The 18,693-nt window shown below is 67.7% G+C and carries 21 protein-coding genes; 15 read left to right on the plus strand and 6 right to left on the minus strand.

Translation table 11 applies throughout. From position 1 onward, the window contains the following. Positions 1–12: 12 nt before the first annotated feature. Genes RBXJA2T_RS10220 through RBXJA2T_RS10260 form a run of 9 tightly spaced genes read left to right on the plus strand, consistent with a single transcriptional unit; the run spans position 13 to position 7,717 of the window. Complete coding sequence (locus RBXJA2T_RS10220) at positions 13–2,247, plus strand: heavy metal translocating P-type ATPase (RefSeq protein WP_230760289.1); 2,235 nt, start codon at positions 13–15, stop codon at positions 2,245–2,247. Between the two features lie 9 nt (positions 2,248–2,256). Beyond that, the gene (gene ccoS / locus RBXJA2T_RS10225) at positions 2,257–2,493 is read left to right on the plus strand and encodes a cbb3-type cytochrome oxidase assembly protein CcoS (protein ID WP_009857286.1); all 237 of its coding nucleotides are present in this window, start codon (positions 2,257–2,259) and stop codon (positions 2,491–2,493) included. After that, positions 2,483–3,922, plus strand: coding sequence for a cytochrome-c oxidase, cbb3-type subunit I (gene ccoN, locus RBXJA2T_RS10230; protein WP_029718458.1), 1,440 nt, complete (start codon positions 2,483–2,485; stop codon positions 3,920–3,922). The genes ccoS and ccoN overlap by 11 nt, the downstream gene beginning before the upstream one ends. A 22-nt stretch (positions 3,923–3,944) precedes the next feature. Beyond that, on the plus strand, positions 3,945–4,571 hold the full coding sequence (gene ccoO, locus RBXJA2T_RS10235; protein WP_009857288.1) for a cytochrome-c oxidase, cbb3-type subunit II: 627 nt from the start codon (positions 3,945–3,947) through the stop codon (positions 4,569–4,571). 14 nt (positions 4,572–4,585) lie between these two features. Further along, entirely contained in the window at positions 4,586–4,753 is a 168-nt protein-coding gene (locus RBXJA2T_RS10240) for a cbb3-type cytochrome oxidase subunit 3 (protein ID WP_029718459.1), read from the plus strand. Continuing rightward, the gene (gene ccoP / locus RBXJA2T_RS10245; RefSeq protein WP_009857290.1) at positions 4,750–5,664 is read left to right on the plus strand and encodes a cytochrome-c oxidase, cbb3-type subunit III; all 915 of its coding nucleotides are present in this window, start codon (positions 4,750–4,752) and stop codon (positions 5,662–5,664) included. Before RBXJA2T_RS10240 ends, ccoP begins: the two co-directional genes overlap by 4 nt. Positions 5,665–5,677: 13 nt before the next feature. Then, positions 5,678–7,168, plus strand: a complete 1,491-nt coding sequence (ccoG, locus tag RBXJA2T_RS10250) for a cytochrome c oxidase accessory protein CcoG (RefSeq protein ID WP_009857291.1) — start codon at positions 5,678–5,680, stop codon at positions 7,166–7,168. Positions 7,169–7,191: 23 nt separating this feature from the next. Then, positions 7,192–7,431 (plus strand): hypothetical protein, encoded by a 240-nt coding sequence (locus RBXJA2T_RS10255; RefSeq protein ID WP_230247922.1) that lies wholly within the window; start codon positions 7,192–7,194, stop codon positions 7,429–7,431. Positions 7,432–7,483: 52 nt separating this feature from the next. Next, positions 7,484–7,717 (plus strand): hypothetical protein, encoded by a 234-nt coding sequence (locus tag RBXJA2T_RS10260; RefSeq protein WP_009857293.1) that lies wholly within the window; start codon positions 7,484–7,486, stop codon positions 7,715–7,717. Positions 7,718–7,765: 48 nt separating this feature from the next. Here RBXJA2T_RS10260 and fnr read toward each other — a convergent pair whose 3' ends face one another. Beyond that, positions 7,766–8,509, minus strand: coding sequence for a fumarate/nitrate reduction transcriptional regulator Fnr (gene fnr, locus RBXJA2T_RS10265; RefSeq protein ID WP_009857294.1), 744 nt, complete (start codon positions 8,507–8,509; stop codon positions 7,766–7,768). A gap of 187 nt (positions 8,510–8,696) precedes the next feature. Here fnr and hemN point away from each other — a divergent pair, with 187 nt between their 5' ends. The 4 genes from hemN (at position 8,697) to RBXJA2T_RS20150 (ending at position 12,635) form a co-directional block, all read left to right on the plus strand. Then, positions 8,697–10,085 (plus strand): oxygen-independent coproporphyrinogen III oxidase, encoded by a 1,389-nt coding sequence (gene hemN / locus RBXJA2T_RS10270; protein ID WP_029718461.1) that lies wholly within the window; start codon positions 8,697–8,699, stop codon positions 10,083–10,085. Positions 10,086–10,142: 57 nt separating this feature from the next. Further along, positions 10,143–10,832: a sulfite exporter TauE/SafE family protein gene (locus RBXJA2T_RS10275; protein ID WP_009857296.1), complete on the plus strand. Its 690-nt coding sequence runs from the start codon at positions 10,143–10,145 to the stop codon at positions 10,830–10,832. Between the two features lie 145 nt (positions 10,833–10,977). Continuing rightward, entirely contained in the window at positions 10,978–12,234 is a 1,257-nt protein-coding gene (gene icd, locus RBXJA2T_RS10280) for an NADP-dependent isocitrate dehydrogenase (RefSeq protein ID WP_009857297.1), read from the plus strand. Positions 12,235–12,437: 203 nt separating this feature from the next. Further along, a complete protein-coding gene (locus RBXJA2T_RS20150; protein WP_138938843.1) occupies positions 12,438–12,635 on the plus strand; it encodes a hypothetical protein in 198 nt (65 codons plus the stop codon). Between the two features lie 162 nt (positions 12,636–12,797). Here the strand turns inward: RBXJA2T_RS20150 and RBXJA2T_RS10285 are convergent, their stop codons facing one another. Beyond that, positions 12,798–13,037 (minus strand): cold shock domain-containing protein, encoded by a 240-nt coding sequence (locus tag RBXJA2T_RS10285; protein WP_009857298.1) that lies wholly within the window; start codon positions 13,035–13,037, stop codon positions 12,798–12,800. 253 nt (positions 13,038–13,290) lie between these two features. On the opposite strand from RBXJA2T_RS10285, the gene clpS reads away from it, so the two are divergent. Together clpS and clpA are read left to right on the plus strand one after the other, a co-directional pair. Further along, positions 13,291–13,650 (plus strand): ATP-dependent Clp protease adapter ClpS, encoded by a 360-nt coding sequence (clpS, locus tag RBXJA2T_RS10290; protein ID WP_029718462.1) that lies wholly within the window; start codon positions 13,291–13,293, stop codon positions 13,648–13,650. Beyond that, positions 13,647–15,959: an ATP-dependent Clp protease ATP-binding subunit ClpA gene (gene clpA / locus RBXJA2T_RS10295; RefSeq protein WP_009857300.1), complete on the plus strand. Its 2,313-nt coding sequence runs from the start codon at positions 13,647–13,649 to the stop codon at positions 15,957–15,959. The genes clpS and clpA overlap by 4 nt, the downstream gene beginning before the upstream one ends. Before the next feature lie 18 nt (positions 15,960–15,977). Here clpA and RBXJA2T_RS10300 read toward each other — a convergent pair whose 3' ends face one another. Genes RBXJA2T_RS10300 through RBXJA2T_RS10315 form a run of 4 tightly spaced genes read right to left on the minus strand, consistent with a single transcriptional unit; the run spans position 15,978 to position 18,634 of the window. Continuing rightward, a complete protein-coding gene (locus RBXJA2T_RS10300) occupies positions 15,978–16,763 on the minus strand; it encodes a M90 family metallopeptidase (protein ID WP_009857301.1) in 786 nt (261 codons plus the stop codon). Further along, positions 16,763–17,569: a UDP-2,3-diacylglucosamine diphosphatase gene (locus tag RBXJA2T_RS10305; RefSeq protein WP_009857302.1), complete on the minus strand. Its 807-nt coding sequence runs from the start codon at positions 17,567–17,569 to the stop codon at positions 16,763–16,765. Before RBXJA2T_RS10305 ends, RBXJA2T_RS10300 begins: the two co-directional genes overlap by 1 nt. Then, positions 17,569–18,069 (minus strand): peptidylprolyl isomerase, encoded by a 501-nt coding sequence (locus RBXJA2T_RS10310; RefSeq protein ID WP_009857303.1) that lies wholly within the window; start codon positions 18,067–18,069, stop codon positions 17,569–17,571. Before RBXJA2T_RS10310 ends, RBXJA2T_RS10305 begins: the two co-directional genes overlap by 1 nt. Before the next feature lies 1 nt (position 18,070). Further along, positions 18,071–18,634, minus strand: a complete 564-nt coding sequence (locus tag RBXJA2T_RS10315; RefSeq protein WP_009857304.1) for a peptidylprolyl isomerase — start codon at positions 18,632–18,634, stop codon at positions 18,071–18,073. Positions 18,635–18,693: the final 59 nt, after the last annotated feature.

Raw genomic sequence — 18,693 nt, forward strand, 5'->3', positions numbered from 1 at the left:
TCTCCAGCTTCCATGAGTCTCACCGGCATCGCCCCCGTCCAGCAAGCGGCCCCCTCCCTGGCCGCCGTCGACGATCCTTTGGAGCAGGCGCGTTTCACGCGCTGGGTCCAGGAGAGCGACGGGGTGCGGCTGGGCGAATCGGCGCTGCAGGTCTCCGGCATGTACTGCGCCGCCTGCACCGGCATCATCGAGAACGCGCTGCGGGCGGTCGACGGCGTGCGCGAGGCGCGTGTCAGCGCCGCGGCACAGCGTGCCACCGTGCGCTGGGATCCGGCCCGCACGCAGCCTTCCGCGTTGATCGCCGCGATCCGCGCCGCCGGCTACGACGCGGTTCCCGACGCCGCGGCGCCGGCGCGCGAGATGCGTCGCGCCGAGCACCGTGCCGCGCTGTGGCGCCTGTTCGTGGCGAGCTTCTGCGCCATGCAGGTCATGATGTTCGCGACCCCCAGCTACGTCGCGGGCCCGGCGGACTTCTCGATGGAGATGCGGCAGCTGCTCAACTGGGGCAGCTGGGTGCTGTCGATCCCGGTGGTGCTGTTCTCGGCCGGGCCGTTCTTCCGCGGCGCCTGGCGCGGGCTGCGCAGCGGCCGCATCGGCATGGACGTGCCGGTCGCGATCGGCGTGGCCGTGACCTTCGTCGCCAGCACCGGGGCGACCTTCGACCCGGCAGGCGTCTTCGGTCATGAGGTGTACTTCGACTCGCTGACGATGTTCGTCAGCTTCCTGCTCGGTGGGCGCTACCTGGAGTTGCGTGCCCGCCATCGTGCGGCGGCGGCGCTGGAAGGGGCCCTGGCCCGTCTGCCCGAGACCGCGCAGCGGCTCGAGGCCGACGGCAGCACCACCGAAGTGAGTGTTCAGCGGCTCGTCGCCGGCGACCGGGTGCGCGTCGCGCTCGGGCAGGCCTTCCCGGCGGACGGCGCGCTCGTCGACGGGGCGACCCAGGCCGACGAGTCGCTGCTGACCGGCGAGTCGGTCGCGGTCGACAAGCCCCTCGGCGCGGCGGTCGTCGCCGGCAGCCTGAACCTCGGTGCGCCGGTCACGATGCTCGTCGAGCGGGCCGGCGCCGACACACGCTACGAGGCCATCGTCTCGATGATGCGCGAGGCGATGTCGCAGCGCCCGGCGCTGGCGCGCGTCGCCGACCGCTGGGCGGTGCCCTTCCTGTGGACGGTGCTGCTGCTGGCCGCCGGCGGTGCGGCCGTCTGGAGCGTCATCGATCCTTCGCGTGCGATCTGGGTCGCGGTCTCGGTCCTGATCGTCACCTGCCCCTGCGCGCTGTCGCTGGCGGCGCCGGCGACGATGGTCGCCGCCGCCGGCGGCCTGGCGCGCCGTGGCGTGCTGCTGCAGCGCCTGGACGCTCTCGAGGATCTCGCCCGTGCCGAGCGGGTGTTCATCGACAAGACCGGCACCCTGACCGAAGACCGTCCGGCGCTCGCCGTGACCCGGGTCTTCGACGAGTCGGTGGACGCGCTGGGCCATGCCGCTTCGCTGGCCGCCTGGTCGCGTCACCCCTTGTCGCAGACGCTGGCGGCGGCGCTGCCGGCCAGCGGGCGGATCTGGCAGTCGGTCGAGGAAGTGGCCGGCGAGGGCCTGCGCGGAGTCGACGGCGATGGCGTGCCGTGGTGTCTCGGCCGAGCCGCGTTTGCTGGGGCGGCCGAGCGCGACGAGGTGCAGGTCTGGCTGTCGCGTGACGGCAAGCCCGTGGCGGCCTTCGGGTTCGACGAACTGCTGCGCCCCGGTGCCGATGACGCGGTGCGTGCGCTGCAGGCTGCCGGCGTGCGTGTCACGCTGCTGTCCGGCGATGCGCCGGCCCGTGCGGCCCGCCTGGCGGCTCGCCTCGGCCTCGACTCCTTCGTCGGCGGCGCCCGTCCCGAGGACAAGCTGGCGGCGGTGGCCGCGGCTCAGCGCGCCGGTGACCGCGTCGTCATGGTCGGCGACGGCGTCAACGACGCGCCGGTCCTGGCGCGCGCCGACGTGTCGCTGGCGATGGGGCAGGGTGCGCTGGTCGCCCGCGCCCAGGCCGATGCCGTGCTGGCGTCGAACCGGCCGCTGGACCTCGTCACGGCGCGTTGCGTCGCCGCCCGCGCGATGCGCATCGTGCGGCAGAACATGATCTGGGCCGCGGCGTACAACGCCGCGTGCATTCCGCTGGCCCTGGTGGGCTGGCTACCGCCGTGGGCCGCTGGCCTGGGCATGGCGGGTAGTTCGCTCTTCGTGGTGCTGAACGCGCTGCGGGCGGGGCGCTGAGGTCGTCGCATGGACATCCTGTACCTGCTCATCCCGCTGTCGGCGGTGCTGGTGCTGATCATCCTCGGCGTCTTCGGCTGGGCGCTGCATCGCGGTCAGTTCGAGGACCTCGAGCACGAAGGCGAGCGCATCTTGCGGGACGACGATGGTCCGGTTGATGACCGTCAAGTCTTAACCCAGATCAAGCCAGAAAAATCGTCAAATTTGCTTCCTGAACGACGCGAGGAGAAGCCGTATGGCTCATGAATCGTCACCGGCGACCCCGGTGTACTACGACACCCCGGTGAGGTATTTCTCCGTGGTGGCCGTGCTGTGGGGGATCGTCGGCATGCTGGTGGGGGTGATCATCGCCGCCCAGCTGGCATGGCCGGACCTGAACTTCGGCATCCCCTACATCACTTACGGGCGTCTGCGGCCGCTGCACACCAACGCGGTCATCTTCGCGTTTGGTGGCTCGGCGCTGTTCGCGACCTCCTACCACGTCGTCCAGCGCACCTGTCAGGCCTCGCTGTTCCTGCCCAAGCTGGCGATGTTCACGTTCTGGGGCTGGCAGGTGGTGATCCTGCTCGCGGCGATCTCGCTGCCGCTGGGCTTCACGACCGGCAAGGAGTACGCCGAGCTCGAGTGGCCGATCGACATCCTGATCGCCGTCGTGTGGGTGTCCTACGCCATCGTGTTCTTCGGCACGATCGGCAAGCGCACCGTGCGTCACATCTACGTGGCGAACTGGTTCTTCGGCGCCTTCATCATCGCCGTGGCGCTGCTGCACATCGTCAACAGCGCCGAAGTGCCGGTGTCGCTGACCAAGAGCTACTCGGTCTACGCGGGCGTTCAGGACGCGATGGTCCAGTGGTGGTACGGCCATAACGCCGTCGGCTTCTTCCTCACCGCCGGCTTCCTGGGGATGATGTATTACTACATCCCGAAGCAGGCCGGCCGCCCGGTCTACAGCTACCGCCTGTCGATCGTGCACTTCTGGGCGCTGATCTTCACGTACATGTGGGCGGGCCCGCACCACCTGCACTACACCGCGCTGCCCGACTGGACGCAGTCGATCGGCATGATCTTCTCGCTGGTCCTGCTGGCCCCGAGCTGGGGCGGCATGATCAACGGCATCATGACGCTGTCGGGCGCCTGGCATAAGCTGCGCGACGACCCGATCCTGAAGTTCCTGATCGTCTCGCTGTCGTTCTACGGCATGTCGACCTTCGAAGGGCCGATGATGTCGATCAAGACGGTCAACGCGCTGTCCCACTACACGGACTGGACCGTCGGCCACGTGCACAGTGGTGCGCTCGGCTGGGTGGGCCTGATCTCGATGGGCTCGCTGTACCACCTGATCCCGCGCATGTTCGGCCGCCAGACGATGTACAGCACGCGCGCCATCGAGCTGCACTTCTGGATCGCCACGATCGGCATCGTGCTCTACATCGCCGCGATGTGGATCGCCGGTGTCATGCAGGGTCTGATGTGGCGTGCGGTCAACCCCGACGGCACGCTGGTCTACAGCTTCGTCGAAGGCGTCAAGGCCACGTACCCGTTCTACGTGATCCGCCTCGGCGGCGGCCTGCTGTACCTGACCGGCATGGTCATCATGGCCTGGAACACGGTCATGACCATCAAGAGCGGCAAGGTCGTCCCGGCCCCGATCCCGATGGTCGCCGCCCACGCCTGACCGCCAGAACCCTAGGAGATACATGACCATGGCAAAAAACCATGCCGTCGGCGGTCACGAGAAGATCGAGACCAGCAACTTCCTGATGATCGTGCTGATCCTGCTGACGGTTGCCGTCGGCGGGCTCGTCGAGATCGTGCCGCTGTTCTTCCAGCGCTCGACGACCCAGCCGGTCGAAGGCCTGAAGCCCTACACGCCGCTGCAGCTGGCCGGCCGTGACATCTACATCCGCGAGGGCTGCTACGGCTGCCACTCGCAGATGGTGCGTCCGTTCCGTTCCGAGACGCTGCGCTACGGCCACTACTCGATGGCCGGCGAGTTCGTCTACGACCATCCGTTCCAGTGGGGCAGCAAGCGCACGGGCCCCGACCTGCAGCGCGTGGGTGGCCGCTACAGCGACGAGTGGCACCGCATTCACCTGAACAACCCGCGTGATCTGGTGCCCGAGTCCAACATGCCGGCCTACCCCTGGCTGTCGCGCAACGAGGTCGACGCCGACGGTCTGGCGCCGCGCATGAAGGCGCTGCGCTCGGTCGGCGTGCCCTACAGCGACGACGAGATCGCGCAGGCGGCCGGCGAGGTCAAGGGCAAGACCGAGATGGACGCGGTCATCGCCTACCTGCAGGTGCTGGGAACGGCCGTCAAGTGACGCCGTCCACGACCATGGACATCAACACCCTCCGCACCATCGTCACCGTCGCGAGCTTCGCGCTCTTCATCGGGATCGTGGTCTGGGCCTGGTCTCGGCGGCGCCGTGGCCAATTCGATGAGGCCGCGATGCTTCCCTTCGCCGAGAAGGAAGGCGTCGAGGCCTCAGGAGAACGGAAATGAGCGATTTCTTCAACTCAGGCTGGTCGCTTTATGTGGCCGGCATCACCATCGTCAGCCTGGTCTTCTGCCTGGTGCTGCTGATCATCGCCAGCCGCCGCAAGGTGATGGCCGACGACAACACGACCGGCCACGTCTGGGACGAGGACCTGCGCGAACTGAACAACCCCCTGCCGCGCTGGTGGGCCGGGCTGTTCCTCGTGACGGTCGCGTTCGCGGTCATCTATCTGGTTCTGTATCCGGGTCTCGGCAGCCACAAGGGTTCGCTGCAGTGGACCAGCACCGGCCAGCACTCGACCGAGATGGAAAAGGCGCGTGAACAGATGGCGCCGCTGTACGCGAAGTTCGTCGACCAGCCCGCCGAGGTGCTGGCCAAGGACCCGCAGGCGATGGCCATCGGCGAGCGCCTGTTCGCCAACAACTGCGCCCAGTGCCATGGCTCGGATGCTCGCGGCAGCAAGGGTTTCCCCAACCTGACCGACAACGACTGGCTGCATGGCGGCACGCTCGACAAGATCAAGGAAACGATCACCCTCGGCCGCGTCGGCAACATGCCGCCGATGGCTGCAGCCGTCGGCACGCCCGAAGACGTGAAGAACGTCGCCCAGTACGTGCTGAGCCTGTCGGGCAGCCCGCACAACGAGGTGGCGGCGCAGCAGGGCAAGGCGAAGTTCGCGGTCTGCGCGGCCTGCCACGGCCCCGACGGCAAGGGCATGCAGGCGGTGGGTTCGGCCAACCTGACCGACAAGATCTGGCTGCACGGTTATGGCGAGCAGGCGATCGTCGACATGGTCGTCAACGGCAAGGTCAACATCATGCCGGCGCAGGCCTCGCGGCTGAGCCCGGAGCAGATCCACGTGCTGGGTGCCTACGTCTGGAGCCTGTCGCAGACGAGCACCGTCGCGACGCGCTGAACGGGAGCATGAGATGAGCCAGGCCCGGGCCGACCTCGACAACCGGCCCGTCCCGGCATCGGCCGCCTCGGACGAGGCGCCGGCGACAGCCGGTGCCGCGACCGAGGCGGTCGTTTCTCTTTACGTCAAGAGCAAGCGCATCTACGCACGCTCGGTCTCGGGCTGGTTCAACGGCTGGCGCTGGGCGCTGGTGTGGATCACGCAGCTCGTGTTCTACGGCCTGCCCTGGCTCGACTGGAACGCGCGCCAGGCGGTGCTCTTCGATCTCGGGGCGCGGCGCTTCTACATCTTCGGGCTGGTCCTGTATCCGCAGGACCTGATCTACCTGTCGGCGCTGCTGATGATCTCGGCGTATGCGCTGTTCCTGTTCACCGCGGTGGCCGGGCGGCTGTGGTGCGGCTACGCCTGCCCGCAGACGGTCTACACCGAGATCTTCATGTGGGTCGAGCGGCGCTTCGAAGGTGACCGCAACGCCCGCATGCGGCTCGATGCCGGCCCCTGGAACTTCCAGCGGCTGTGGCGCAAGAGCGCAACGCAGACCGTCTGGATCCTGATCGCGCTGTGGACCGGCCTGACCTTCGTCGGCTACTTCACCCCGATCCGCGAACTTCTGCCATCCGCGTTCGCCTTCTCGCTCGGGCCCTGGGAGACCTTCTGGACCCTGTTCTACGGCTTCGCCACCTGGGGCAACGCCGGCTACATGCGCGAGCAGGTCTGCAAGTACATGTGCCCGTACGCGCGTTTCCAGAGCGCGATGTTCGACAAGGACACGCTGATCGTCAGCTACGACGCCGAGCGGGGAGACCCGCGCGGCACGCGTTCGCGCAAGGTCGACGCGCGCAGCCAGGGGCTGGGCGACTGCATCGACTGCGGGCTGTGCGTCCAGGTCTGTCCCACGGGCATCGACATTCGCGATGGCCTGCAGTACGAGTGCATCGGCTGTACCGCCTGCATCGACGTCTGCAATGGCGTGATGGACAAGATGAAGTACCCGCGCGGGCTGATCCGCTATGCCACGCAGAACGGCATGGCGCAGCATCAGACGCGCGGGCAGATGCTGCAGCGGGTGTTCCGGCCGCGGGTGCTGGTGTACACCGCGATCCTGTTCGTCATCGTCGGCGCCTTCGCTGCCAGCCTCGCGCTGCGACACCCGTTCCGCGTCGACGTGGTGCGTGACCGGGCGTCGCTCGCCCGCATCGTCGACGACGGCTACATCGAGAACCTGTACCGGCTGCAGGTCATGAACGCCACCGAGTCGCCGCAGCGCTACCGCGTGCGTGCCGAAGGCCTGGCGGGCATGGTGATCGACGGGCAGCCGGAGTTCGACGTCGACTCCGCCGGCGCCCGCTGGGTGACGATCGCGCTGCGCGTGCCGCCGCAAACCGCCACGCAGGCAGGGCCCGGTGCCCACACGATACAGTTCCACGTCGACCGGCTGCCCGACGCCCGGGATCCGTCTTCCGTGGTCGCTTCCGAGAATTCCACCTTCGTCGTCCCCCGCTGAAGCGGCCACGACAGGAGTCCCTGATGAATCCGAATCAAGTTTCCCGCGACACGACGCCCTGGTGGCGCATCGGCATGGTCTGGCTGGTCCTTGGCGGTCCGCTGGTGGTCGTCGTCGCGTCGCTGTCGACGGCCGTGATCGCGATCCGCGGCGCCGAGGCGGTGATCACCGAGGTGCCGTCTTCGGTTCCTCAATCCGGCCAGGTGCAGGCGGACACGCCGGCCGTCGCGGCCCGCAACCACGCCGCCACGGCGGCGCCCTGACGCGCTTTTCGCGGGCACGGTCATGAAGCGGCGGGCAAGAGACTGGAGCGCCGTGCTCTGGCCGGCCTTCATGGCGGCTGTGGTGCTCGAGCTGGCGCTGTTCGCCTTCGTCGACCCGGCCTCGCTGCGCTGGCTCGGCGGTGCGGTGGTCGAACTGCAGCCGGTGGCGGTCTACACCGTGGCCTTCTTCGCGCTGTGGGTGGTCGTGGCCGCGGCGGCGGGCCTGACGCTGCTGCTGTCGCGCAGCGAAGCCGAGATCAACAGCCGCAGCTTTCGCGGCCGCTGAAAGCAAGACGCCGCGCGGTGCGCGGCGTCTGGCGTAAGGGCAGCCGTCTCAGCAGGCGGCCGAGGAGCCGTTGACGAGCTTCTGCAGGGCTTGCGGGTCGAGCACGCGGATCTGGCGTTGCTTGACTTCCAGGATGCCGTCATCCTGGAACTTCGAGAAGGTGCGGCTGACCGTCTCGAGCTTCAGGCCCAGGTAGCTGCCGATCTCTTCGCGCGTCATGCGCAGGATCAGCGAATGCGGCGAGAAGCCGCGCGTCTGCAGCCGTTGGGTCAGGTTCAGGAGGAAGGCGGCGAGGCGTTCCTCGGCCCGCATGCTGCCCAGCAGCAGCATCACGCCGTGATCGCGAACGATCTCGCGGCTCATGATCTTGTGCAGCTGGCGCTGCAGGTCGCTGAACTCGCGCGACAGGTCTTCCAGCTGCTGGAACGGGATCACGCAGACCTGGGAGTCTTCGAGCGCGACCGAGTCGCAGGTGTGGCGGTCGGTGCCGATGCCGTCGAGGCCGAGCAGTTCGCCGGCCATCTGGAAACCCGTCACCTGGTCTCGCCCGTCTTCAGACGAGACACAGGTCTTGAAGAAGCCGGTGCGCACCGCGTACAGCGACAGGAACGGATCGCCGGCGCGGAACAGCGTCTCGCCGCGCGGCACTGCACGGCGCGTTGCCACCATCGTGTCCAGGCGCTCGAGCTGATCGTTGGACATGCCGACCGGCAGACACAGTTCTCGCAGATTGCAGCTCGAGCACGCGACCTTGAACGGTTCGAGCCGGATGCCGGAAGACGTGTTGTTCATAGGGGTTCGACGATTGGAAGCAGTTCGGTCCGGCGTGGCGGTGTTCACCCGAGTATCGCTCATGACGTCGCTCAAGGGCAGGGGCGATTCTTCGCTCGCGTCCCGGGGTGTCGCTTGAGGCAGATCAAGCCCGTCGGGTGGGGGTTTGGCACAGTCCAGCCCGTACCGCATGACGGCCGGATGAATTATGGACACGATTGTTCCTGAAGCACTGCTGAGGCGCCTCGACGTGCCCGGCCCCCGCTATACCTCTTACCCCACCGCGGATCGCTTCGGCGAGGCCTTCGGCCCAGCAGAGTACCGGCAGGCGCTGCGCCAACGAGCCGAAGGCAGCACCGTCGGCGGCACGCCGCCGCTGTCGCTTTATATCCACATCCCGTTCTGCGAATCGGTCTGCTACTACTGCGCCTGCAACAAGATCATCACGAAGCACCACGAGCGCAGCACCGAGTACCTCGATGCGCTCGAGGCCGAGATCGCGATGCATGTCGCCGAGCTGGGCAAGGGGCAGACGGTTTCGCAACTGCACTTCGGCGGCGGCTCGCCGACCTTCCTCACCGACGAGGAGATCGCCCGGCTGATGAACACGCTGCGCGACGCGTTCAAGGTCGTCGCCGGCGCCGAGATCTCCATTGAGGTCGATCCGCGCACTGCGACGCCGGAGCGGCTGCGCAGCCTGGCGGCCGTCGGCTTCAACCGCATCAGCTTCGGCATCCAGGACTTCGATCCCGAGGTGCAGGAGGCCGTGCACCGCGTCCAGTCCTATGACAGCGTGCGCGATCTCGTGATCGCCGCCCGTGCCAACGGCTTCGAGTCGATCAACGCCGACCTGATCTACGGCCTGCCCAAGCAGACGCCGGAGTCGTTCGCGCGCACCATCCAGCAGATCGCCGAGCTGCGCCCGGACCGCATCGCGCTGTACGCCTATGCGCACCTGCCGACCCGCTTCAAGCCGCAGCGCCGCATCCTCGCCGAGGATCTGCCCAAGGGCGAAGAGCGCATCAAGATGCTCGGTGGCGCGATCGCCGGCTTCATCGCCGCGGGCTACACCTACATCGGCATGGATCACTTCGCGCTGCCCGGTGACGCCTTGTCGGCGGCGCGCCGCCAGGGGCGCCTGCACCGCAACTTCCAGGGCTACAGCACGCAACCCGACTGCGACCTGATCGCGCTGGGCGTGTCGTCTATCGGCCGCATGGGTGCGACCTACAGCCAGAACGCCAAGACCCTGCCCGAGTACTACGAGTCGATCGCCAAGGGTGAATTCCCGATCGTGCGCGGCCTCGCGCTGACGCGCGACGACCTGCTGCGCCAGGCGGTGATCATGGCCATCATGTGCCAGGGGCGCGTCGAGTACGAGTCGATCGAACTCTCCCACATGATCAAGTTCCGCGACTACTTCGCGGCCGAGATCGAGGACCTCAAGCCCTTCGCCGAAGGCGGTCTCGTCGAGGTGAACGACGACTCGATCCAGATCACCGCGCTGGGCTGGTACTACGTGCGCGGCGTGGCCGCCGTCTTCGACAAGCACCTGCGCGCCAGCGGCAACCGCGAGCGCTTCTCGCGCATCATCTGAGCCGGCACGGGTTATCCCGCAACGGGATAATCCGCGCATGACTCAGCAAGGCCCCGCGTGGACTTCGCGCTCGTCGTCAGCGCGCTGATGCTCGGGCTGGCCGGGGCGCCGCACTGCATCGCGATGTGCGGCGCGGCGTGCACCGCGGTGCTGCCGCGCGGCCAGCCGGCTGCCCTCTGGAGCTTCCATCTCGCGCGTGTTCTGGGTTACGCGATGGCCGGTGCGCTGGTCGCGTCCGGCGTCAACCTCCTGTCAGCGGTCGGGGAGCTGAGCCCCGCATTGCGGCCGCTGTGGACCCTGGCCCACGCCGCGGCGCTGGCCCTCGGGGTCTGGCTGGTGTGGAAGGGGCGCCAGCCGCAATGGCTGGAGAACATCGGCCGCAGTGCCCAGCGCCGTGCGCCGCAGGCCGACGCCGGCGGCTGGCAGCGCATCAAGGGGCCGGCGCGCGCGGCAACGGCCGGGTCGCTCTGGGTGGCCTGGCCCTGCGGGCTGCTGCAGTCGGCCCTGGTCGTCGCCGCGCTGGCGAACACCGCCGTCGCCGGCGCTGCCGCGATGGGGGCCTTCGCCGTCGCCAGCGGTGCCGGGCTGGTGCTCGGGCCGATGCTCTGGTTGCGCCTCGGCGTGTCGGCCTCGGCGGCTGCGACGACCTGGGCCACGCGCGCCGCCGGCGCGCTGCTCGCGCTCGCGTCCGGCTGGGCGCTCGGCCACGGCCTGTGGATGCAGTGGCAGGCCTACTGCGCCACCTGAGGCCGTGCCCGGCACGGCGTGTCCAGCCGATGTCCGGAGATCTCCCTGGCACGTCAGTCGCCAGACAGTCGTTGACCTAGAATCAATTCCCGCGAATTCATTCCCCGACGACCCACCGCACGCGCGGTTTGTGGAGACCTCTTTCATGTACCAGCACATCAAGGTGCCCGAGGGCGGGCAGAAGATCACGGTCAACGCCGACTTCTCGCTGAACGTCCCTGATCAGCCCATCATTCCGTACATCGAGGGCGACGGCACCGGCTTCGACATCACGCCGGTGATGCTGAAGGTGGTCGATGCGGCAGTCGCCAAGAGCTACGGCGGCAAGCGCAAGATCCACTGGATGGAGGTCTACGCCGGCGAGAAGTCGACCAAGGTCTACGGCCCCGACGTCTGGCTGCCCGAGGAGACGCTGCACGCAGTGCGCGACTACGTCGTGTCGATCAAGGGCCCGCTGACGACGCCGGTCGGTGGCGGCATCCGCAGCCTGAACGTCGCGCTGCGCCAGGAACTCGATCTCTACGTCTGTCTGCGCCCGATCCAGTACTTCAAGGGCGTGCCGACGCCGCTGAAGGAGCCGGAGAAGACCAACATGGTCATCTTCCGCGAGAACTCCGAGGACATCTACGCCGGCATCGAGTGGGAAGCCCAGAGCGACAAGGCGAAGAAGGTCATCAAGTTCCTCATCGAGGAAATGGGCGTCAAGAAGATCCGTTTCCCCGAGACCTCGGGCATCGGCATCAAGCCCGTCTCGAAGGAAGGGACCGAGCGCCTGGTGCGCAAGGCGATCCAGTACGCCGTCGACAACGACAAGCCCAGCGTGACCATCGTGCACAAGGGCAACATCATGAAGTTCACCGAAGGTGGCTTCCGCGACTGGGCCTACGCGCTGGCGCAGCGCGAGTTCGGCGCCCAGCCGATCGACGGCGGCCCGTGGTGCTCGTTCAAGAACCCGAGGACCGGCAAGGACATCGTCATCAAGGACTCGATCGCCGACGCCTTCCTGCAGCAGATCCTGCTGCGCCCGGCCGAGTACTCGGTGATCGCGACGCTCAACCTGAACGGCGACTACGTCTCCGACGCGCTGGCGGCGCAGGTCGGCGGCATCGGCATCGCTCCGGGCGCCAACCTGTCGGACTCGGTGGCGATGTTCGAGGCGACGCACGGCACTGCGCCCAAGTACGCCGGCAAGGACTACGTCAACCCGGGCTCCGAGATCCTCTCGGCCGAGATGATGCTGCGCCACATGGGCTGGACCGAGGCTGCCGACCTGATCATCAGCGCGATGGAGAAGTCCATCCTGAGCAAGCAGGTGACCTACGACTTCGCGCGCCTGATGGACGGCGCGACGCAGGTCTCGTGCTCCGGCTTCGGCAAGGTGATGATCGAGCAGATGGGCTGAGGCGCGGGTTCAAGCCCGTCGTCCACTGATTGCGGCGCCTGCGGGCGCCGTTTTCATGTGTCGGCCCTGCGCGGGATGAAGCGCTATGGATAGTGCCTTTCTATCGACGCGCTGAAGCCCATGAATCGAAACTTGTTTCATCATCCTGCTGCGATGGCGCCGGCGAACCGGGCGCGTGGGCGAGCGAGGAGACCGGGCGGGTGATGAAGAACGTGGAGACGAACGCGGGCGTCGGGATCGCCGGAGCGCGGCCGGTGTTCGTGATCCGGCCGAGTCAGCTGGGTCCAAGGGATGCCGCTGCGGCGCTGAACTGCCGGGGTGGCAAGTGCTGCCGCAGCAAACCCCGCTGCAAAAACTGCCCGGCGCGCAAGAAAAAGCGGGACTCGAAGTCCTGCTCGTGATCCTGGGTCGGCGCGCCGGCCCCGGCTGTGGCCGATATTCGTTTCGGCGTGAACACCTTGCCGGGCGTTGCCTCAGATATTGATGGAAATCAATATGTGCGGCAACCGTCCGGGGCGGGACTTCCCGAAATCAGATCGGGGTGCCCGCGGCGGCGAGCCCCGTCAGGCGACGGTCTGCGGAGCCGCCGGCGTCGCAGTGGCGACGGGCCGGATGTTCTGCGCCAGATTGCCTTTGGGGCCCTGGACGAGTTCGAACTCCACTCGACTGCCTTGCTTCAGGGTCCGGAAACCGTCCATCTGCACCGCCGAGAAGTGAGCGAAGACGTCCGCACCACCACCCTCGGGTTCGATGAAACCGAAGCCCTTGGCATCGTTGAACCACTTCACCGTACCGACCGCCATTGTTTCCACCTCGCTTAACTGCGCGCGAATATCGAAAATGATTCTCGCGATGCCGTCGGAAGAGTGTCAAGGCGAAGTGACGCTCTGCTGTGTCGTGGATTCGACAAACATTGGTCAAATTGGTGCGCGGCCGCGGCTGAGCGCCCGAGTCCGTTGGGGGCTTGAACTTGCGCTTGCGGCATCAACATGTCCAGGGCGCGGGTCATGCAAAGTTGCCGTGAGCAGGCCCGGACAAGGTCGATAGAATGATTTCATGCCCGACGATCCGTCCGTCCCTCCGGTGAAGCCGCCGCCCCTGCCTGGCCAGGATGGTGGCGCGGGCGGCGCCGTCGTCGCCGAGCGCAAGGCGCAACGCGTCAAGCCGCCGAGCCTGTACCAGGTGGTGCTGCTCAACGACGACTACACGCCGATGGAGTTCGTCGTGATGGTGCTGCAGCACTACTTCCAGCGTGATCTGGACACGGCCACGCACATCATGCTGAAGATCCACCACGAGGGTCGTGGTGTGTGCGGGGTTTACCCGAAGGACGTTGCCGCGACGAAGGTCGAACTGGTGCTCGCCGCGGCCCGCCGCGACGGTCACCCGCTTCAGTGCATTATGGAGGCCGCATGATTGCGCAAGAACTGGAAGTCAGCCTGCACATGGCGTTCGTCGAAGCGCGCCAGCAGCGGCATGAATTCATCACCGTCGAGCACCTGCTGATGGCGCTGCTCGACAACCCGTCGGCCGCCGAGGTGCTGCGTGCCTGCGCAGCCAACATCGAGGACCTGCGCAAGAGCCTGGCGACGTTCATCAAGGAGAACACGCCGACGGTCTCGGGCAGCGAGGAAGTCGACACCCAGCCGACGCTCGGTTTTCAGCGCGTGATCCAGCGCGCGATCATGCACGTGCAGAGCACGGGCAGCGGCAAGAAGGAAGTCACCGGTGCCAACGTGCTGGTGGCGATCTTCGGCGAGAAGGACTCGCACGCCGTCTACTACCTGCACCAGCAGGGCGTGACGCGCCTGGACGTCGTCAATTTCATCGCCCACGGCATCAAGAAGAGCGACCCGCCGGAGCCGGCCAAGTCCAGCGACAACACCCCGGGCGGCGGCGAGGGCGAGCGTGACGAGGCCGGAGGCGAAGGCAAGGGCTCGCCGCTCGAGCAGTTCACGCAGAACCTCAACGCGCTGGCGCTGGCCGGCAAGATCGACCCGCTGATTGGCCGCGAGCAGGAGGTCGAGCGTGTCATCCAGGTCCTCTGTCGTCGGCGCAAGAACAACCCGCTGCTGGTCGGCGAGGCCGGCGTCGGCAAGACGGCGATCGCCGAAGGCCTGGCCTGGCGCATCACCGAGAAGGACGTGCCCGAGGTGCTGGCGGACTCCACCGTCTACGCGCTCGACATGGGCGCGTTGCTGGCCGGCACCAAGTACCGCGGCGATTTCGAGCAGCGCCTGAAGGGCGTGCTCAAGCAACTGAAGGACCAGCCGAGCGCGATCCTCTTCATCGACGAGATCCACACGCTGATCGGTGCCGGTGCGGCGTCGGGTGGCACGCTGGACGCCAGCAACCTGCTCAAGCCCGCGCTGTCCAGCGGCTCGATGAAGTGCATCGGCGCCACCACCTTCACCGAGTACCGCGGCATCTTCGAGAAGGACGCGGCGCTGTCGCGGCGCTTCCAGAAGGTCGACGTCGTCGAGCCGTCGGTCGAGCAGACGATCGAGATCCTGAAGGGCTTGAAGTCGCGCTTCGAGGATCACCACAACGTCAAGTACGCGCTCGGCGCGCTGCAGGCCGCGGCCGAACTGTCGGCCAAGTACATCAACGACCGCCACCTGCCCGACAAGGCGATCGACGTCATCGACGAGGCCGGTGCCGCGCAGCGCATCCTGCCCAAGAGCAAGCAGAAGAAGACCATCACGCGGGCCGAGGTCGAGGACATCGTCGCCAAGATCGCGCGCATTCCGCCGGCCTCGGTGTCCAGCGACGACCGCGACAAGCTGAAGACGCTGGAACGCGATCTGAAGAGTGTGGTCTTCGGCCAGGATCCGTCGATCGAGGCGCTGGCCTCGGCGATCAAGATGGCGCGTTCCGGCCTGGGCAAGCCCGACAAGCCGATCGGCTCGTTCCTGTTCAGCGGCCCCACCGGCGTCGGCAAGACCGAGGTCGCCAAGCAGCTGGCCTACATCCTGGGCATCGAGCTGATCCGTTTCGACATGTCGGAGTACATGGAGCGCCACGCGGTCAGCCGGCTGATCGGCGCGCCTCCGGGCTACGTCGGCTTCGATCAAGGCGGCCTGCTGACCGAGGCGGTGACGAAGAAGCCGCACGCGGTGCTGCTGCTCGACGAGATCGAGAAGGCGCACCCGGATGTCTTCAACGTGCTGCTGCAGGTCATGGACCACGGCACGCTGACCGACAACAACGGGCGCAAGGCCGACTTCCGCAACGTGATCATCATCATGACCACGAACGCGGGTGCCGAGACGATGAACAAGTCGACGATCGGCTTCACGACCCGGCGCGAGCAGGGCGACGAGATGGCCGACATCAAGCGGTTGTTCACGCCCGAGTTCCGCAACCGCCTCGACGCGATCGTGTCCTTCCGCGCGCTGGACGAGGAGATCATCCTGCGCGTCGTCGACAAGTTCCTGCTGCAGCTGGAGAGCCAACTCGCCGAGAAGAAGGTCGAGGTCACCTTCACCGACAAGCTGCGCCGGCACCTGTCGAAGAAGGGCTTCGACCCGCTGATGGGCGCGCGGCCGATGCAGCGCCTGATCCAGGACATGATCCGCCGCGCGCTGGCCGACGAACTGCTGTTCGGCCGCCTGGTCGACGGCGGCCGCCTGACCGTCGACCTCGACGACAAGGACGAGGTGCTGCTGGACATCCAGCCGCCCAAGCGCAGCGACAAGCCGCGCACCGAAGCGACGCCGGCCTGAGGCCGCGCTCGTGTCCGATCAGGCGGCCTCGGCCGCCGGGTCCTGCCGGTAGTAGCGAACGAACACCCCGTACAACACGGGGTGTTCTTTTTTCATCGCCTCGGGGGCGACGAAGAAGGCTTCGCTGGCGACGGCGAAGAATTCGTCGGGCGATTGCGCGCCGTACGGGTCCAGCGCGGTGTCCTCCTCGGCGTCCACGCGGCGGCAGAAGGCCTCGTAGTCGGCGTCCAGCACGGCGACCCACTCGCTGCGCGGCAGATCGTGCGGCAGCAGCGGCACGCCGTCGGCGACCCCGTCGGCCATGTCGAGCACGTGGGCGAACTCGTGGATGACGACGTTGTAGGCGTCGGCGGCGCTGCGGCCGGCGGCACGCACGTCCTGCCAGGACAGCATCACCGGGCCGCCTTCCATCGCCTCGCCGGACAGCAGTTCGTCGTACTCGTGCACGACCCCGTCCTCGTCGACGGTGGAGCGGCGCGCGACGACCTGGTCCGGGTGCAGCACGATGCCGACGAAGCCGTCGTAGGCCTCGAGCCCCAGGCGCAGGACCGGCAGGCAGGCCTGCGCTGCGACCGCGACCGCGACGTGGTCGGTCAGGCGCACGCCGGGCTGGGCGCTGAACTCCTTGCGGTCCAGGAAAAGGCTGGTCAGGCGGCGCAGTGCGGCCGCGGTCTCGGGATCACGGCGCTTCAGGAACGGGTAGCGCCCCAGCGTGCGTTTCCACAGATCGTCGGGGATCGGCCGGCGCGCGACTGCGGCGTCGTCGCGGCGTTCGCGCAGCCGCCCCAGCAGGCGCTGCCACATCAGGCGCCGGCCGCCGTGGCCGGCGGAACACGTTGGAAGCCGTCGCGCGTCAGGCGCAGCACCTCGGCACGCGGGGCGCGAGCATCGTCCAGATCCCAGTCGGTGAGCACGTGGCGGCGGTAGCCCGGGGCCAGCGTTTCGCTGCCCGGGCGATGGGTGTGGCCGTGCACCAGTTCGGCGGCGCCGACGGCATGCATCCAGGCCACCGCCGTGGCGGCGTCGACGTCGGCATGACGCGAGGCGTCGTCCTGGCGTGCCTCGCTGCGGCGGCGGATGTCGGCGGCGATCGCCAGCCGTTCGTCCAGCGGCCGCGAGAGGAAGTCACGCTGCCAGCGCTCGTCGCGCACCAGGGCGCGGAAGGCGAGGTAGTCGCGGTCTTGCAGGCACAGCGCGTCGCCGTGCATCAGCAGCACACGCCGTCCCCAGGCGTCGAGCAGTGTTGGGTCGGCCAGGCCCATGACGCCGGTTTCGCGCAGCAGGCGCGCGCCGACCAGGAAGTCGCGGTTGCCGGCCATGAACGCGATGCCTCGGCGGCTGGCCGCCTCGGCAAGAACGTCGGCGCAGCCGGCCTCGAACGGCCGCTGCCGCACGTCGTCCCCGACCCAGGTCTCGAACAGGTCGCCGAGGATGAACACCGCGTCGGCGGGGGTGTGCAGCAGGTGAGCGCGCCAGGCTTCGACGGTGCGCGGCAGCGACGGCGCGAGGTGGATGTCGGAGATGAGGTCGATCGTGCGCCACTCGCGCGGCGCCTCGAACTCGAAGAACGCGGGCAGCGCCGCCACGCCTTCGGCGCTGCCGTCGGACATCAGGCGACCTCGGTGGCGCGGTCGATGCGCACGTCTTCCAGCGGCACGTCGTCGTGGTAGCCCTTGCGGCCGGTGCGAACACGCTCGATCAGGTCGACGACCTCGGTGCCCGACACGACCTTGCCGAACACGGCATAGCCCCAGCCGTCCTGGGCGCGGTCGTTGTCGAGGAAGCCGTTGTCGTTGGTGTTGATGAAGAACTGGGCGCTCGCCGAGTGCGGGTCGGAGGTGCGCGCCATCGCCAGCGTGTAGCGCAGGTTGCGCAGGCCGTTCTTGGCTTCGTTCTCGATGCCGGCGCCGGTGGGCTTCTGCTTCATGCCCGGCTCGAAACCGCCGCCCTGGATCATGAAGCCCTTGATGACGCGGTGGAAGATCGTGCCGTCGTAGTGGCCCTTCTTCACGTAGTCGAGGAAGTTGGCCACCGTCACCGGGGCGCGTTCGTCGTCGAGCTCGATGACGATCGTGCCGGCGGTGGTCTCGAACTGCACTTGTTTGCTCATGTCATTTCTCCAGGGTGGCCTTGCGGATGATCACCGGCGTGACCGGCACGTTCTGGTGCGGGCCCGACGATGTGGTGGGCGTCGCGACGATCTTGTCGACGACGTCCATGCCCGCGGTCACGCGGCCGAAGACGGCGTAGCCGTTGCCGTCGCGTGCGTTGGGCTGGTCGAGGAAGCTGTTGTCCGCGACGTTGATGAAGAACTGCGCGGTCGCCGAGTCGGGCACCATCGTGCGCGCCATCGCCAGCGTGCCGCGGGCGTTGGACAGGCCGTTGCGGCTTTCCAGCGCGATCGGCTTGCGCGTCGGCTTCTCCTTCAGGTCGGGCTTCATGCCGCCGCCCTGGACCATGAAGCCCGGGATCACGCGGTGGAAGATGGTGCCGTCGTAGTGGCCGGCCTTGACGTACTGGACGAAGTTGTCGACGGTCTTCGGCGCCTTGGCGGCGTCGAGTTCGACGACGATGTCACCGGCGCTGGTGGCCAGGCGCACGGTCTGCGCGAAGGCGGGCACGGAGGCCAGCGCCGCGGCGGCGGCGAAGGCGAACAGCTTGGCGTGGCGGAGCATGGAAGGCCTCGATTTCGGGGTGCGCGGAGTCTAGCGGCGCCGGCCGGAGCCGGTGGCGG

The sequence above is a fragment of the Rubrivivax benzoatilyticus JA2 = ATCC BAA-35 genome, from assembly GCF_000190375.1.
Taxonomy (GTDB): domain Bacteria; phylum Pseudomonadota; class Gammaproteobacteria; order Burkholderiales; family Burkholderiaceae_C; genus Rubrivivax; species Rubrivivax benzoatilyticus.

Bases quoted from the DNA above. Each gene is read 5' to 3' on its own strand.
- RBXJA2T_RS10220 (WP_230760289.1), top strand. From the start codon at position 13: ATGAGTCTCACCGGCATCGCCCCCGTCCAGCAAGCGGCCCCCTCCCTG.
- ccoS (WP_009857286.1), top strand. From the start codon at position 2,257: ATGGACATCCTGTACCTGCTCATCCCGCTGTCGGCGGTGCTGGTGCTG.
- ccoN (WP_029718458.1), top strand. From the start codon at position 2,483: ATGGCTCATGAATCGTCACCGGCGACCCCGGTGTACTACGACACCCCG.
- ccoO (WP_009857288.1), top strand. From the start codon at position 3,945: ATGACCATGGCAAAAAACCATGCCGTCGGCGGTCACGAGAAGATCGAG.
- RBXJA2T_RS10240 (WP_029718459.1), top strand. From the start codon at position 4,586: ATGGACATCAACACCCTCCGCACCATCGTCACCGTCGCGAGCTTCGCG.
- ccoP (WP_009857290.1), top strand. From the start codon at position 4,750: ATGAGCGATTTCTTCAACTCAGGCTGGTCGCTTTATGTGGCCGGCATC.
- ccoG (WP_009857291.1), top strand. From the start codon at position 5,678: ATGAGCCAGGCCCGGGCCGACCTCGACAACCGGCCCGTCCCGGCATCG.
- RBXJA2T_RS10255 (WP_230247922.1), top strand. From the start codon at position 7,192: ATGAATCCGAATCAAGTTTCCCGCGACACGACGCCCTGGTGGCGCATC.
- fnr (WP_009857294.1), bottom strand. From the start codon at position 8,509: ATGAACAACACGTCTTCCGGCATCCGGCTCGAACCGTTCAAGGTCGCG.
- hemN (WP_029718461.1), top strand. From the start codon at position 8,697: ATGGACACGATTGTTCCTGAAGCACTGCTGAGGCGCCTCGACGTGCCC.
- icd (WP_009857297.1), top strand. From the start codon at position 10,978: ATGTACCAGCACATCAAGGTGCCCGAGGGCGGGCAGAAGATCACGGTC.
- RBXJA2T_RS20150 (WP_138938843.1), top strand. From the start codon at position 12,438: ATGAAGAACGTGGAGACGAACGCGGGCGTCGGGATCGCCGGAGCGCGG.
- RBXJA2T_RS10285 (WP_009857298.1), bottom strand. From the start codon at position 13,037: ATGGCGGTCGGTACGGTGAAGTGGTTCAACGATGCCAAGGGCTTCGGT.
- clpS (WP_029718462.1), top strand. From the start codon at position 13,291: ATGCCCGACGATCCGTCCGTCCCTCCGGTGAAGCCGCCGCCCCTGCCT.
- clpA (WP_009857300.1), top strand. From the start codon at position 13,647: ATGATTGCGCAAGAACTGGAAGTCAGCCTGCACATGGCGTTCGTCGAA.
- RBXJA2T_RS10300 (WP_009857301.1), bottom strand. From the start codon at position 16,763: ATGTGGCAGCGCCTGCTGGGGCGGCTGCGCGAACGCCGCGACGACGCC.
- RBXJA2T_RS10305 (WP_009857302.1), bottom strand. From the start codon at position 17,569: ATGTCCGACGGCAGCGCCGAAGGCGTGGCGGCGCTGCCCGCGTTCTTC.
- RBXJA2T_RS10310 (WP_009857303.1), bottom strand. From the start codon at position 18,069: ATGAGCAAACAAGTGCAGTTCGAGACCACCGCCGGCACGATCGTCATC.
- RBXJA2T_RS10315 (WP_009857304.1), bottom strand. From the start codon at position 18,634: ATGCTCCGCCACGCCAAGCTGTTCGCCTTCGCCGCCGCCGCGGCGCTG.